Source organism: Paraburkholderia sp. BL9I2N2, assembly GCF_004339745.1.
In the GTDB taxonomy this organism is placed as follows: domain Bacteria; phylum Pseudomonadota; class Gammaproteobacteria; order Burkholderiales; family Burkholderiaceae; genus Paraburkholderia.
In genome coordinates this window covers 45,404-59,770 of the sequence record NZ_SMGP01000003.1, presented here as the reverse complement: position 1 = coordinate 59,770, position 14,367 = coordinate 45,404, and the positions used below count along the sequence as shown (strand labels likewise).

General features: G+C 61.4%; 11 protein-coding genes and 1 pseudogene. 8 read left to right on the top strand and 4 right to left on the bottom strand.

Features of this window, described 5'->3' with window-relative positions; genetic code table 11:
- Window positions 1–87: 87 nt before the first annotated feature.
- From B0G74_RS30995 to B0G74_RS30985, 3 genes and pseudogenes are all read right to left on the bottom strand, one after another.
- Window positions 88–270: a hypothetical protein gene (locus tag B0G74_RS30995; RefSeq protein WP_132379609.1), complete on the bottom strand. Its 183-nt coding sequence runs from the start codon at window positions 268–270 to the stop codon at window positions 88–90.
- The gene (locus tag B0G74_RS30990; protein WP_132379608.1) at window positions 267–737 is read right to left on the bottom strand and encodes an aromatic-ring-hydroxylating dioxygenase subunit beta; all 471 of its coding nucleotides are present in this window, start codon (window positions 735–737) and stop codon (window positions 267–269) included. The genes B0G74_RS30995 and B0G74_RS30990 overlap by 4 nt, the downstream gene beginning before the upstream one ends.
- A 2-nt stretch (window positions 738–739) precedes the next feature.
- Window positions 740–1,971: pseudogene (locus B0G74_RS30985) on the bottom strand (aromatic ring-hydroxylating dioxygenase subunit alpha).
- A gap of 161 nt (window positions 1,972–2,132) precedes the next feature.
- On the opposite strand from B0G74_RS30985, the gene B0G74_RS30980 reads away from it, so the two are divergent.
- Window positions 2,133–2,963 (top strand): IclR family transcriptional regulator C-terminal domain-containing protein, encoded by an 831-nt coding sequence (locus tag B0G74_RS30980; protein WP_132379606.1) that lies wholly within the window; start codon window positions 2,133–2,135, stop codon window positions 2,961–2,963.
- 417 nt (window positions 2,964–3,380) lie between these two features.
- On the opposite strand, the gene B0G74_RS30975 is transcribed toward B0G74_RS30980, so the two are convergent.
- Complete coding sequence (locus B0G74_RS30975; protein WP_243658385.1) at window positions 3,381–4,112, bottom strand: IclR family transcriptional regulator C-terminal domain-containing protein; 732 nt, start codon at window positions 4,110–4,112, stop codon at window positions 3,381–3,383.
- A 225-nt stretch (window positions 4,113–4,337) separates the two neighbouring features.
- On the opposite strand from B0G74_RS30975, the gene B0G74_RS30970 reads away from it, so the two are divergent.
- The 7 genes from B0G74_RS30970 (at window position 4,338) to B0G74_RS30940 (ending at window position 14,247) form a co-directional block, all read left to right on the top strand.
- Window positions 4,338–5,096 carry an SDR family oxidoreductase gene (locus B0G74_RS30970; protein WP_132379605.1) on the top strand — a complete coding sequence of 253 codons (759 nt, stop codon included), beginning with the start codon at window positions 4,338–4,340 and terminating at the stop codon, window positions 5,094–5,096.
- 11 nt (window positions 5,097–5,107) lie between these two features.
- A complete protein-coding gene (locus B0G74_RS30965; RefSeq protein WP_132379604.1) occupies window positions 5,108–6,565 on the top strand; it encodes an NAD-dependent succinate-semialdehyde dehydrogenase in 1,458 nt (485 codons plus the stop codon).
- 360 nt (window positions 6,566–6,925) lie between these two features.
- Window positions 6,926–7,972: a homogentisate 1,2-dioxygenase gene (locus B0G74_RS30960; protein ID WP_132379602.1), complete on the top strand. Its 1,047-nt coding sequence runs from the start codon at window positions 6,926–6,928 to the stop codon at window positions 7,970–7,972.
- A gap of 224 nt (window positions 7,973–8,196) precedes the next feature.
- Entirely contained in the window at window positions 8,197–9,306 is a 1,110-nt protein-coding gene (locus B0G74_RS30955; RefSeq protein WP_132379601.1) for a Gfo/Idh/MocA family oxidoreductase, read from the top strand.
- A gap of 1,160 nt (window positions 9,307–10,466) precedes the next feature.
- Window positions 10,467–10,670 carry a hypothetical protein gene (locus B0G74_RS30950; protein ID WP_132379600.1) on the top strand — a complete coding sequence of 68 codons (204 nt, stop codon included), beginning with the start codon at window positions 10,467–10,469 and terminating at the stop codon, window positions 10,668–10,670.
- 74 nt (window positions 10,671–10,744) lie between these two features.
- Complete coding sequence (locus tag B0G74_RS30945; protein ID WP_132379598.1) at window positions 10,745–13,222, top strand: ATP-binding cassette domain-containing protein; 2,478 nt, start codon at window positions 10,745–10,747, stop codon at window positions 13,220–13,222.
- A complete protein-coding gene (locus B0G74_RS30940) occupies window positions 13,219–14,247 on the top strand; it encodes an ABC transporter permease (protein ID WP_132379597.1) in 1,029 nt (342 codons plus the stop codon). Before B0G74_RS30945 ends, B0G74_RS30940 begins: the two co-directional genes overlap by 4 nt.
- Window positions 14,248–14,367: the final 120 nt, after the last annotated feature.

Genomic DNA, 14,367 nt, shown 5'->3' with positions numbered 1-14,367 from the left:
CGCTGCCGTGACCGACCCTCGAAAGGATCACGGAAACACCCGGCGAGAGCGCCGCCGAATGACGGCCAGCATGTCGCGCACAAGCGCCTAGGGTGCGCATCGCCGCGCATGCCTGCGGATGACACGCGTGTGGCCGAACAGCACGATGCGCGGATGCAACGCCGGCTCGTGCGCCCGTGCCCACGTGGCGTTGACGGCGATCTCCGGACCGATGCCGTGCGGGCCGCCCACGCCATCGCGCGCCCGCCCGGCCAGGTTCGCGGGCGTCATAGCGGCAACGCGAGCAGCGTGTCGATACGCGAGCTGTCGCACACGACGACGCGCTCGCGCAACCGCACGCCCGCCTCGTCGCGCACGTACACGTCGCAATAGCGGCCCGTCGCGAACAGGTCGGTGGTCCCGTCGCGCATGATGCGCGCGACCATGAACGAGGTTTCGCTGCGCGCCTCGGCGCCGTCGTCGCTGACCACGTACGGCTGTCCGAGCAAATGACGATAGACGTGCCGTTCATAGATATTGGCGTCGCGCAGCGACGCGACCCGGTCGACCAGCATCCCGTGCGAGGCGGCGTAGATCATGCTGCCCACGAGGCCGCGGCGATGGTTATCGGCGGTCGTGACCCTGTACACACACGACGTGGTGAAGAACTCGGGCCACTGCCCGAGGTCGCCATCGTCGATACAGCGCACGTATTCGGCCTGCGCGCGGGCGATCAGTTGATGAATGTCCTGCGTCATCGTCAATATCCCATTGCGTTACGGTAGGCCTTCCAGAAGCCGCGAATCGAGGCTTCCGTCACGCGACTCGCGCTGCTGGTCGTGCCGTCGCCGCCCATCTCGATCACCGAGCGTGCGTCGCTTGCCCCGTCGATGCCGCGCTGCACGAAGCCGCCAACGCAGCCGTCTTCCATCGAAACATATCCGGCCGGGCCCACGAGATTCGACTGGCGCAGACGCATTTCCCGCAACCCGGGCGTATCGTCCTCGAAGCCGAGATAGGTCCAGTTCAGTTCGGTCTGGCGCGCGCCGCGCGGCAGAATCTGGCGCACCGCGATGGCGTTCTGGATCTGCTGCAGCACGAAACCTGGAAACACCGAAAGAATCTGCAGCGTGATGCCGTCGCCGAACTCGTCGGTGCCCGCGAGCACCGAGGTGTCTTCGAGTTGGTGGCCGCTCTCCGAGCGGATCTTCTGGCCCGTGTAGTCGTTCGTGGCCGCCTGCGCCGCCGCTTCAGCCGCGTGATCGACTGCTGAATAGCTGACGTGATGGCCGCCGGTGGGATCGACGATGATGCCACCGCGCTGCGACAGCTTGTTCAACTGGAAGGTCGTGAAGAACAGATGCAGGATGCTCGCATGATAGGAATCCTTCACGTTTTCGAAATAGAGCTTCCAGTTGTTCGGCAGCATCTGCGTGAAGCGACCGAGCACGACGGGCGTGCGGTTTTCGAGTACGCGCGCGATGCGTTCGACGATCTCGTCGCCGAGGTATTCGTCGAGCGGCGCCACGTCGTCGGAGAAGCTGCCGAACACGAGACCGTGCAGCGTCGCTACCCGCAGCTTGCGCAAGCCGTGATCGCCGAGGCAGAAGTCTTCCTTCATGCCGCCCTGGCCGTTGATGCCGTCCCGGAACGCGACGCCGAGCAGATCGCCCTGCAGGCTGTAGGTCCAGGCATGGTAGACGCAGCTGAAGTCCTTCGCGTTGCCCTCGTTTTCCAGGCAAACCATCGCGCCGCGATGCGCGCAGCGGTTTCGAATGCGTAGAGTTCGCCGTCCGCGTCGCGCGTGACCACCACGGGAGCATCGCCGACGAACGTGCTGCGGAAGTCGCCGGGATTCGGCACCTCGGCTTCGAGGCACAGATAACTCCAGTTCGGACCACGAAAGATCGCCTCCTGCTCGTCCGCATAGATTTCGTCGCTCTGGAACAGCGCATAGGGCACGCGCGTAACGCCCTCAGCGGGCCACTCGATGCTGGCGCGGCGCGCCGGCTGGATGGGGATGATGTTCAAGTTGCTGACTCCGTAGCAGGCATTTGTCAAATGCGGATTGCCGGGGACCGAGGCGGGACTGTCGTTGACAACCTCGCCGTAATGTGTTCGAATATCGTACATTGTTCGATATGAGAACCAATATGACACCCATCAAAAGTCCTGTCAACACAGAGGGCGGCGCCTTGTCGCCTGTCAAGGACGAGGACGAGACAAGCCAGACCCGCGCGAAGGAAGGCATGGGGGGGCTGGCCAAGGGGTTGGCGATTATCGAGGCGTTCGGCGCGAACACCACGCGCATGACCGTCTCGGACGCGGCCCATCTGGCTGACCTGAGCCGCCCCGCGGCGCGGCGCTGCCTGCTGACGCTCGTCGAGCTCGGCTATCTCGCGCACGACGGTAAGTTCTTTACGCCGCTGCCGCGCATGCTACGGCTGGGTGGCGCCTACCTCAGCACGTCGTCGCTACCGCAGATTGCGCAGCCGCTGCTGGCGAGCGCGCGCGACAGGCTACAGGAGTCCGTGTCGCTGGCCGTGCTGGACGAGGGTTATTCGGTGTTCATCGCACGCGCCGAGGCGGTGCGTATCGTGTCGACCGGCGTGAAGCTCGGTGGCCGCCTGCCTGCTTATTGCTCAGCCACGGGACGCGTGTTGCTAGGTGGCCTGCCTGAACAGCAGATGCGCGCGCACCTCGAAAGCGTGCCGATGAAGCGGCTCACCAATCGCACCGTGGCAAATCTCGACGGCGTGCTGAAGGCGATCCGGCGCGCGACAGAGGACGGCTACGCGATCAGTGACGAGGAGCTGGAAATCGGCATGTCAGCGATGGCGGTACCAGTGAAGAACAGCGCCGGGCAGATCGTGGCGGCGCTGAGTGTGAGCGTATTTTCAGGGCGCGTAAGCATCGAAACGTTGCGAGAAAACTTCCTGCCGACGCTGCGTGAAACGGCCGGGCGCGTGCAACGCTCGCTATAGCCCAACTGGCGGTCTGCGCATTCGGCCGCCAGGCGTGCTCCCGACTACCGGAGTTTCCTGACGTATGGTGGACGCCACTCAGGCGCACTCGTGTCAATCGAAACCGGCGCGGTGGGCAACAGGCCAGTCCGTTAGCCTGATCGGGTAGGACCGCGGTGCAACGTTGACAAGTGTTAGGTAGTCTAGACGCGCCAGCACTCTAACTGCTGGTCGCAAACCTTGTTCGCCGCTCTTGACTGCCGTTCGTCAACCGGTCCGGCATGCAGGAAAAAAGGACCAGGGCTGACGGAGATCACATCGTCGTGACGGCGCGAAACTGGGCGGTAATTGACGATTTCGCCGGTCCCGCGGGCCATCAACCGCGAGAGTGCGAGCCACACAGGCTCGCTGATTTTGCTTGGCAGAAGAGGCGGAACGCTACAACAGGGCGGCAAGGTGGCGGCGCGCGATTTCAAGTTCTGGCAGCAGGTGTTCCACCACGCCTTCGCGCGTCATACGGCTTGTGGATACAGAAAGACTCATGGCTGCAATCATTTCGCCACGTGCGTTGCGGATCGGAACGGCGATTGAGCGAATACCGATCTCCAGTTCTTCGTCGATGATGGCGTATCCGTGTTTGCCCACGAATTCAATCTCTTTCATGATGCTGCTGGTCGTAGTACGGGTGTGAGGCGTCAGAGCGGGACGTGCCATTCTGTTCAGCATGAATCTCACCTCGGCCGGTGGTCTCTCTGACAGCAGAACGCGCCCTGTGGCGCTACAGTAAGCAGGCAAGCGCGAGCCAACACCCAATCCGCTGGAAAGGCTGCGCCGATGCGTTGAGCGCGCGACGAAGACTGCATCCTGCGAATCCAGCACAGCGATCGAGGCAGCCTCTTGCGTGCGTTCGCTGGTGATCTCCAGGATAGGTTGTGCGACCTTGGTCAACGGTTCTGAGACTACATAAGCGTAGCCCAGCCTCAGAGCGCGCGGTGCCAGGACAAAACTGTGACCATTCTGCGCGGCATAGCCCAGCCTGCACAGTGTCAGCAAACTCCGTCGTACCGAACCCTTTGTATGGCCGGTTATCTCTGCCGCTTGTGTCAGAGTCAGCGGCCCCTTCTTCATACCGAATGCTTCGATGATGGACAGCCCTTTTTCGAGCCCCATCACGTATTCCGGTTCGTTTTCCCGTGGTTCCTTCCCCTCCGAATGAGACGCCATAAACCCTCGCGAAATTCGAATTTCGTACAAAAGTCCGGTATCCGGAAATTGTAGCCGGGATCTTTGACATCTGATCGGGTATGTAGCGAAATGCAGCAAAGGGCCCGCGCTTCCTCGGTGAAACGGGCCTCACTCATTGCTACCTGAAGTCTTCTGACTGCGAAGGAAACTATGAAACCTGAATTACCCAAGCGCCTTATTGTCACCGGCGGTGCCAGCGGCATTGGCTACGCCTTCAGCGAACACCTTGCACAACTGGGGCACCGTGTCGTCATCGCCGACCTGCGAGGCGCCGAGGAAGCCGCGGCACGGCTTCGTGAGGCCGGACATCAGGCTATCGGCCTGCGCACGGACGTTGTCAGCGAGGCGGATGTCGCTGACATGACGGCCGCAGCGGTCTCGGAGTTCGGTGGAATCGATGGCCTGGTCAATAACGCCGCGCTATTTACCACCTTGGCACTCAAGCCGTTTGAGCAGATCACCAATCAGGAATGGATGCGGGTGATGGAAGTCAACACGCTGGGTCCATTTAACTCTGCCAAAGCGGTGTTGCCGCAACTGCGCCAAAGCGGTCGGGGGCGTTTGGTGAACATCGCTTCCACCGTGCCGATGAAGGGGCCGGTGAATATGGCGCATTACGTGGCCAGCAAGGGGGCGGTCATTGCCTTCACGCGTTCACTTGCGCGGGAGCTGGCGAAGGACCTCATCACGGTCAATGCGATTGCTCCGGGCTTCACGCTAAGCGACGGCGTGCTGCAGACTGATCTGCAAGACCGCATTGGTGAAAACGCCCGTACTTCCGGCCGCTGTATCCAGCGCGATCAGGTGCCAAACGACCTCGTGGCGGCGCTGGCGTACCTGGTCAGTGATGGCGCCGGCTTTGTCACCGGCCAGACCCTCGCCGTGGACGGCGGTAGTGTATTCCTATGAGCCAGGCCACCATGAGCACCACAACCGCACCTTACGAAGCACTCGCCCTCTACATCGGTGGCCGTTTTCTGAGCGCCAATGGGCGGCCCGAACAGGATGTGATCAACCCTGCGACTGGCAAGGCGTTCGCCCGATTGCCGCACGCTACGCCCCAGGATCTGGATGACGCCGTGAGCGCAGCGGCCGATGCATTCCAGGTCTGGCGGCACACCCCGGCAATCGAACGCTCTACGCTGCTGCGCCGCGTTGCCTCGTTGATCCGGGAGCGAGCTCCGCAGATCGCCCGCAATATTACGCTCGACCAGGGCAAGCCTTTGACTGAAGCCAATCAGGAAGTACTCAGCTGTGCTGAGCACGCTGAATGGCACGCGGAGGAATGCCGGCGTATTTATGGGCGCGTGATCCCGGCGCGCACGCCGGGTGTGCAGCAGACCGTCTCCCGTGAGCCTATAGGTGTTTGCGCTGCGTTCACGCCCTGGAACTTTCCCTTCAACCTGGCGCTACGCAAGGTGGTCGCTGCCTTGGGCGCGGGCTGCACGGTGGTACTCAAGGGCCCGGAGGAGTCGCCAAGCGCAGTGGTGGCGCTGGCGCGCATATTCCACGATGCGGGTTTGCCAGCGGGATGCCTCAACGTCGTCTGGGGCGTGCCGTCCGAGGTTTCCCGGCATCTCATCAACGCTCCCGCGGTGCGAAAGATTTCGTTCACTGGCTCCATCTCTGTCGGCAAACAGTTGGCGTCGCTGGCCGGCGCGCACATGAAGCGCATGACGATGGAACTGGGCGGCCACTCGCCGGTGCTGGTGTTCGATGATTCCGACGTAGAACAGGCAGCGCGTTTTCTGGCGCGCACCAAGACACGCAATGCGGGTCAGGTCTGCATGGCACCGAGCCGCTTCTTCGTGCACGAAAAAGTCTATGAGAAGTTCGTGGATGCCTTCGCTGCGGAGTACGCGCCGCTCCGGGTTGGAGACGGCCTCGATCCCCAGACCCAGATGGGACCGCTGGCCCACGAACGACGTTTGGACGCAATGCAGGCCCTGGTGACGGACGCGCGGGAGCGCGGGGCATCGCTGGTTTGCGGTGGCAGCCGTCTGACTGAAACAGGCTACTTCTTCGCCCCGACCATCCTCACCGGCGTGCCCGATACCGCACGCCTGATGGTCGAGGAACCGTTCGGACCCGTCGTGCCGGTAACGAAGTTCAGTAGCACTGAAGAGGCTTTGTCACGTGCCAACGCGCTGCCATACGGCCTGGCCTCCTACGTGTTCACCAGTTCGATCGCGACTGCCGAATACGTTGCTGGCCGTATCGAGGCCGGAATGGTCGGCATCAATCATTTCGGCCTGGCACTGGCCGAGACGCCGCTGGGTGGCGTGAAGGATAGCGGTATGGGCAGCGAAGGAGGCAGCGAGACGTTCGATAGCTACCTCGTGACCAAGTTCGTGTCGCAGGCCAGTCGGGTGCCCTGACATTAACGTGACCGGAGCCATTCGTCCGTGACCCCCGTACCAGCAGACTGGGGAGCATTTCTGAGAACGCGTTCGTATGGTGTCCTCGGCCGACTGCATCGGCACTGGCCGCAGCGCGAGCGAAGAACGGGGACGACGAATCGGCCTATTGACGTAGGAAATCGGGGAGGCAGTCAACGAAAAACATGCATGGATAGCAAGCTGGCCCCGGCGGACGAATACCGGCCTTGGTGGGCAAACCAGGCAAATCATGATGGAAAATGCCAGCACGCCCATTGCTATATGAACTTTGCTTGCCGACGTCGACAGAGGAGACAAGAGGCGACGGAGGCAGTGTTGGAGAACGAAGGAGGTGGACAAATGAGTGGCAAGCCGCATGATGCAGGCTCCTCCCCGGTGCAACTCTGGAGCCGTGACGGATTTCAGGGAGCGCTGTCAGTTGTGACCCGGCCGACCTACGCGCCTGATTATCTTTCCGTGCAGGGGCCGCACGCACCGCGGCGTGCCGTCCTTGAGCGCTTGACGCCCGACGATCAGGACGACCCCGAGGCGCTTCCGACCACCGTGGCGACTTCCCGGCTCGGCGTCAGACTGCATGTGTCGGGACGGCGCAAGCCCATGCCGTATGTGGTGCGCAACGTCGAAGCGGACGAGATTCATTTCATCCAGTCCGGCACGGTCAGGTTCGAAACGGACGTGGGCTGTCTCACGGCGACGGAAGGGGACTTCGTCTGCATTCCCCGATCCGTCGCGTACCGCTATGCACCAACGGGCGATGCCATGCGAAGCCTCATCGTCGAGAGTCCCGCGGCCCTGAAGCTCGCGCCGCCCGCGCCAAGTGGCCTGCTCAACGTTGCACGCGATCTGAAGTTCGCCGAGATCGACGCCAGCATCCCGGTCGGCGGCCCGACGCGGCTGGTGCTGAAAACCCTCGACACCGAGAACACGGTGTTCATGATGTCGCATGATCCGCTCGCGCTCGGCATGCGCCTGTCGGAGTCCGTCCCGGTGTGGAAGCTTAATCTGGCCAATATCCAGGTTCACGCCTACCTGCCTGAGGGCGGTCCGCCGAGCCAGTTTCTGTCATCAGGCACGGGCGACATTCTGATGTTCAACCTCAGCGCGCGCCCCGGGGGGCGGCCGCCGGTTCACATCAACGCCGATTTCGACGAGGTGATCTGTTACGTGCGGGGCCCGGGGGCCTGGGGCGGTTGCACGGAACCCGGCACGTTGACCTGTGTGCCAAAGGGGGTCATCCATCACGGGCCGTCGGAGGACGTTCCTGAGGGCTATCAGGCCTGGTTGCTGGAAACACGCGCGACCCTGCGTTGGACACCGAAGGCCCTCGCTGCTTCGGAGCTGATGGAGACGGGACAATACCGGCCGCATCCGAGTGTGGGCAAATGACCGGTGTGACGTTACGCGTCGATGTCCTTGAGGCGTAACAGTCCAGACGCTCGGACATGCGATGCAGCATTGAGCGCATCGTCAGCCGTCTTGAGCGAGTGAGGTTAATTCGTTAAGCCTTTATCTCGCTGTTTCAGGTCTGCATCGAGCGCGATTCTGTTCGAGCCGTACCTGACAAAAAAGGGCGGCCTTTCTACAAATGACTGAATGGTTTCGAGGATGCAATGAAAAAACGCTTTCGAGTGGGAATCGTGGGAGTGAGCACGGAGCGCGGTTGGGGTACGACAGCTCATATTCCTGCGCTGCGTGCGCTGTCCGACGTATTCGAAACCGCCGGCGTGGCAAACACCAGTCTCGCGAGTGCAAAGGCCGCCGCTGCTGCCTTTGGCATTCCGCGCGCGTTCGAGAACGTGGCGGAGCTAGTGGCCTCCCCGGATATCGACGTCGTGGCCGTAACGGTCAAAGTTCCCCATCATCGTGAAGTTGTCACCGCGGCTTTGGAGGCGGGCAAGCATGTCTATTGTGAATGGCCACTCGGAAACGGCCTTGCAGAAGCGATCGAGCTTGCAGAGCTCGCCAAGCAGGCCAAGGTACGGGCAGTGGTGGGCACCCAGGCCACTGCGTCGCCCGAGGTCGAATTCGTGCGCAAGATAGTGGCTGACGGATCAGTAGGCGACGTGTTGTCGTCGACTTATCTTGGCTGCGGCCCTACCTGGGGTGACGAAGTCACGCGCGGCGACTCGTACGCCATGGATTCGCGCAACGGCGCAACCATGCTGTCGATCATTGGTGGGCATGCACTTGCTGCCGTGCAAAGTGTGCTCGGCCCCGTCTACGAGGTGGAGGGCGTGGTGTCGCAGCGCCGGAAGACCGTGCGCATCGTCGAGACGGGCGACTCGATCCCGATGCAAACACACGATCATGTGATGGTCAATGCTGTTTTGAAGTCGGGAGCACCGTTGTCCCTAGAGCTTCGCGGGGGCCTGCCGCGCGGCACGCGCCTGCTGTGGGAAATCAACGGAACGCTGGGCGATTTGCGCATTACCGCGACGAATGACCAGGCTCCCGTCATTAATATCTCGCCACTGCGCGTGGAGGCTGGCCGCAGGGGCGAACAGGGGTATAGCGAGGTTGAGGTTGCGAAGTCTCACTACTTCGATTTCGCGGATACGGACTTTGCGCGGAACGTGGCGGCCATCTATCGGCAGATGGCCGAGGATCTGGTTCAGGGAACCAACATTGCCCCTGATTTTGATGCCGCGGTAGCCCTTCACAAGGTGATTGATGCCATCGAGAGGTCGGATCAGACGCGCAAGCAGGTGCGAATCGAATGACCGGCGTCCAGATCGTGGATTCGTTGAGCGGTCGGCAAAGAATGGTTTTATCAGAATTGACAGAGGTCCTCGAAAAGAGGATCGACGATCTTGTTTGACGGGAGCTCAATCCTCGTTTGCTTGATGTCTGAAGATTCGGCGATGCCATCGTGTCGTGCCGGGAGAGGGAGGACGTCTGTTGCCTTGAATGGCATTGAGCACGTAGCCGGCCTGAACGGAACGATTGCGCACGGCACGAGATGATATTCGAGGTCCAGGAGGGGCAATGCCGCTACCTGGTCGTCAACGCGGCGAACCGCCGAGCCTCGCACAGCGCGTGCACACGATATCTGCGATAGCCCGAACACTGTCGCCGTTTCGGTCGTCGCCCGCTCGACGATCGACTGGCACCGCTCCCGCGAGCGTGTCCAGTTACGACTTGCGCATCTTCCCGATCTGCACGCCAACCCGCGAGCCCACACTGCTGGCGGGCTCATCCGTCTTTGCTTTGCACCACGCTCAAGAATAACCAGGCGATCACGGAGTGCAGCGAAGATGCGTCACGCGGTCAGTTGCGGCATCGCCGCTCGCAGTCGCGCCCTCTTTGAGACGACACCCATGTGAAATCCGTGACCCATGCGACATGGGTAGGGAGATTCCCCAGGGCCCTTGACTTTGTTCATTCCGAAACACATCATCCTATATAAATCGATCGTAGGTAGCATCGTCGTATTTGAAATGATATGCCGAGAGCACGGGTGTGATGCTGCGCATCCTGATGGCGTCTCGTTGACCAACTGCCGTCGGTCCTCTTGAGTGTCGGTACTGCTAGTTACTTTTTTGTAATTCTCACAAGCGGCCTATCCGGTCTCCGCGTTTGCAAGGCTCCGGGTGGAGGCAAAGGCGATGCAATTCAGCAGTCGAATCCTGGGCTATGCCGGCAAGTCTCACCTCGCCCCGCATTCCTCTATTTGTTTTCGAACTATTGCATTCCGCCCTCGAAGTAATCCGTACTCACTGCCGGAATTCAAATTCTACTTAATAAATCTGATGCAGACAGATAAAAAGAACCAGAAAGGCACGTTCTCTTGTCAATAGTTCGTAGGACATAGCAATGCAACTAGTGGGCGCATTGGCAGCATTCAACAACGGAATCAAGGATCAATATGTTCGACTCGCCTATGGCCTGGATAACTGGCACGCAAAACACGGAAGACCCGCGCGATTTCATGAAGGCCTCCTTCGACAGGTTTGAAGTCGATGCAGCGTACCGATTCGGCGGCGCACTCGCGAAGATTGCCACGCCGTTTGGCACCTGCGTCTTCGGGACGGCCGCATATGCGGCGGGCGACTCCGTGACCAACCATCAGAGCCGCTCCGCCTGACGCAGATCTCTCCTCCGCGCTTCCTACCGACAAGTTCAAGGAAGTATTTGCACAGTAATTGTTCGAGACGAATCATGAATGACCAGAAAACGCTGCTGCAGGTCGATGGTGTCACCAAGATCTTCCCCGGAGTCCGGGCGCTTGACGACGTGACGTTCTCGGTGGTCGAAGGCGAGGTACACGGTCTCGTTGGCGAGAACGGGGCAGGCAAGTCCACGCTCATGGCCGTCGCGTCCGGCGCCCTTGTTCCGGAGAAGGGACGCGTCGTGGTCGACGGCACGGAAACGCGAGGAGACACGGAGCAGGCACGCCGGTTGGGGTTGGCTATCGTACGGCAGGAACCGGCGCTCATGCCTGACCTGACCGTAGCGGAAAACCTTTATCTCGGCGTGCCTGCCGAGCAGCGTCCGCCCTTGATTGAGGTCGCGCAATGGGCGCGAGGCCTCCTGATGCAATGGAGCGCCGATGTTGCAATCGATGCGAACGAGCGCGTGGTGAGCTTGGGCCCCGAGCAGCGGTTCATCGTCGAAATCGTCAAAGCGCTTGCTGCAAAGCCCAAGGTTCTGGTCCTCGACGAACCTACCGAACATCTGTTGACGGAAGACGTCGAACGTCTGTTCGAGCGCATCCGCAAAATAACGGCTTCGGGTTGTTCGGTCGTCTATATCTCGCACCGGATCCGCGAGGTGCAGAGAATTGCGCATCGCCTGACGGTTCTTCGCGACGGTCAGGGTCAGGGCACCTATGAGGCCGCGGGCCTCAGCGAACAGGAGATCGTCGAACTGATCGTTGGCGGTGCGCTCGACCGCGACTTCCCGGCCAAGGGCAACAATGGTGGCGCAAGCGTCATTCTCGACGTGACGAAGCTGCGTGGTGCCGGCTTTACCGACATATCGGTTCGGGTCAAGAAAGGCGAGATTGTCGGCCTCGCGGGGATCGACGGCAACGGCCAGCGAGAGTTCATGCGAGCCCTCGCGGGACAGACGCGAAGCCGCGGTAGCGTCACTGTGGCCGGCATTCCCGCGAAGCTTCGCAACTCGCAGGCTGCCGCCGATTCGGGCATCAGTTATCTGCCGGGCGATCGTCATCGCGAGGGAATTTTTGGCGAATTGTCGGTGCGCGAAAATTTTTCGATCCGTAGTCTCCCATTCGATTCGATCAAGGGATGGGTGAGCCAGCGCAGCGAAGCAAAGCGCGCCAGGGACGCCGTGACGCGATTCGCTGTCAAGACGCCGTCCATTGACACGCCTATTCGTACCTTGTCGGGCGGTAACCAGCAGAAGCTTGTGCTGGCGAGTGTCCTCGCCAGTCATCCCAAGGTGTTGCTGGTCGACGAGCCGACCCAGGGCGTGGACATTGGCGCACGGATGGAAATCTACAAGGTGCTTCGCGAGGCCGCGGCCGCAGGCACCGCCGTGATCGTCGTTTCGTCGGATGCGCACGAGGTGGCGGGACTCTGTGACCGTGTACTCATCTTCTCGCGCGGCCATGTCGTCAAGGAGTTGGACGACAACGCCGTCAGTGAGAACAACATCACGTCTGCCGTCTTGACCGCAACGACTGAGCGGGAGAAAGGCGCTTCCCGGACCTCCGGCGTTTGGAAGTGGGCTGCTGGGGATTGGGCGCCGCTCGTGATGCTTGCCGTTGCAGTCTGTGCGCTCGGCATGTATGCGGCGCACGTCAATCCGACCTACCTTTCTGCGCGAAACCTCAGCGGCATGCTGGCGCTCGTGGCGACACTGGCCATCGTCGCATACGGGCAGCAGATGCTCATGCTGGTTGGCGGGATCGATCTTTCGGTCGGGCCGCTCATGGGGCTGATCGTCGTCATACAGTCGTTCTTCCTGACGGATGGCGCCTCGCTAGGCCATCAGCTCTCTGGGTGGGTGATCGTGTTGCTCGTCGCCCTTGCCGTCGGACTCGTGAACTGGATGCTTGTCGGCCCGTTCCGGTTGCATCCGATGGTGGCGACACTCGCGACGTACATGGCGCTTCAAGCGCTGTCGCTGCTCCTGCGCCCGGTTCCGGGTGGCCTGATCGCGGATTCCATCGTGGAGTCGATCGGTGCGCAGATCGGCGTCATGCCCATTGTCGTGATCGTGGCAATCGTGATTGCCGTGGTACTCGAAATCGCGCTGTTCAAGTCGAGGGCCGGTCTCACGCTGCGCGGCGTGGGCTCCCGCGTCGAAGCCGCGCGGATGTCCGGTGCCCGCCCGCAACTGACGTCGCTCGCCGCGTACATGGGGTGTTCGTTTCTTGCGGGCGTCGCTGCCGTGCCCATGATGGCGCAGGTCGGCACTGGCGACCCGAGCGCCGGCATCAACTACACGCTCGGAAGCGTCGCAGCGGTGGTGATCGGCGGTGCAAGCCTGTTTGGCGGACGCGGCTCCTTCGTCGGTTCGCTGCTGGGTGCGCTCCTCATCATTCAGGTGAATGTCGTCACGTCATTCCTCGATATTGGCGACTCGTGGCAGTCGTACCTGTTGGGCGGGATGATCCTCGCATCAGTCGCGCTCTATTCCAAGAGCAGAGAAATGGTGGTGGCGAAATGAAAAACGCAATGCACAATCAGGCGGAAGTTATGTCGGAATTCCTTGAGCCCTCTAAGTCGAAATCAAAAGCAAAGCCGGCACGGCTACCAGCGGTTGATGAATTCTCATGGATCTGGGTCGGGCTGATCCTGCTCTTCGCGTGCAGTTCCATCGTCGCGCCGGGCACGATGACGCGAGGCTCAATTTTGGCCATGCTTCCGTTCGCTGGCATTCTTGCGATCGTCGCGACGGGCCAAACGCTGGTCATTCAGCAGCGCGGGTTGGACATGTCGGCAATCGGTATGGTTTCGCTCGCCGGCATTGTCATGGCCAGGACGGGATTCGCATTCAATTCCATCGTCCTTGCCGTCATTTTTACTATTTGCGTCGGCGGGATCGTCGGAATCATCAATGGTGCGCTCATCTCGAGGGTCGCGATTACGCCGCTGGTGGCGACGCTTGCCGTCAACGCGCTGCTGATCGGCTGCGCCCGCTCGTTGACCGGTAACGTTCCGGTTGCAGTCCCAACCGTCATGCAAACCATTTCGCACGCCCAGTTCCTTGGGCTCCCGGCCAACGTCTGGTTCGCCTTCGCGTTCGTGACGACCGCGTGGATCATTACCCGCAAGACCACGGTAGGGCGCAGGTTCGTCGCCGTGGGGGTGAACCCGCGCGCGGCTGACGCCGCAGGCGTCAACGTGCTGAAGTACAAGATTGGGGCGTACCTCGCCTCCGCCGTTTGCTTTTCCGCAGCGGGCGTGCTGCTCGCCGGATTCATCGGAAGCGCTTCGCAGACGTCGGGTAATGACTATCTCCTGCCGGCGGTCGCGGCCGTGGTGGTCGGAGGCACACCATTCACGGGCGGCAGAGGCAGCGTCGTCGCGAGTGCGGTGGCCGCACTGTTCATGGCGCAACTCGGTCAGCTCGTGCTGGCGCTTGGTGCGGGCCCCGCTGCTCAGCTCCTCGTTCAGGCCTGCGCGATTCTGCTTGCAACCACCGTCCGCCATCTGCCATCCGCGATAAAAACGTTTCGCAAGAGGTCGTAGCGGAAAGTAGTAGCGGGTGTCCGCGCCATTATGTTCCGGGTGCCCGTGGTAGCTCGAAAAGCAGCAGTTTCGGGGTTGGGACCTTGGAGCGGGAAGCCGGTTACGACCAGCCTGCCCTTG

Bases quoted from the DNA above. Each gene is read 5' to 3' on its own strand.
- B0G74_RS30995 (WP_132379609.1), bottom strand. From the start codon at position 270: ATGACGCCCGCGAACCTGGCCGGGCGGGCGCGCGATGGCGTGGGCGGC.
- B0G74_RS30990 (WP_132379608.1), bottom strand. From the start codon at position 737: ATGACGCAGGACATTCATCAACTGATCGCCCGCGCGCAGGCCGAATAC.
- B0G74_RS30980 (WP_132379606.1), top strand. From the start codon at position 2,133: ATGACACCCATCAAAAGTCCTGTCAACACAGAGGGCGGCGCCTTGTCG.
- B0G74_RS30975 (WP_243658385.1), bottom strand. From the start codon at position 4,112: ATGGGGCTCGAAAAAGGGCTGTCCATCATCGAAGCATTCGGTATGAAG.
- B0G74_RS30970 (WP_132379605.1), top strand. From the start codon at position 4,338: ATGAAACCTGAATTACCCAAGCGCCTTATTGTCACCGGCGGTGCCAGC.
- B0G74_RS30965 (WP_132379604.1), top strand. From the start codon at position 5,108: ATGAGCACCACAACCGCACCTTACGAAGCACTCGCCCTCTACATCGGT.
- B0G74_RS30960 (WP_132379602.1), top strand. From the start codon at position 6,926: ATGAGTGGCAAGCCGCATGATGCAGGCTCCTCCCCGGTGCAACTCTGG.
- B0G74_RS30955 (WP_132379601.1), top strand. From the start codon at position 8,197: ATGAAAAAACGCTTTCGAGTGGGAATCGTGGGAGTGAGCACGGAGCGC.
- B0G74_RS30950 (WP_132379600.1), top strand. From the start codon at position 10,467: ATGGCCTGGATAACTGGCACGCAAAACACGGAAGACCCGCGCGATTTC.
- B0G74_RS30945 (WP_132379598.1), top strand. From the start codon at position 10,745: ATGAATGACCAGAAAACGCTGCTGCAGGTCGATGGTGTCACCAAGATC.
- B0G74_RS30940 (WP_132379597.1), top strand. From the start codon at position 13,219: ATGAAAAACGCAATGCACAATCAGGCGGAAGTTATGTCGGAATTCCTT.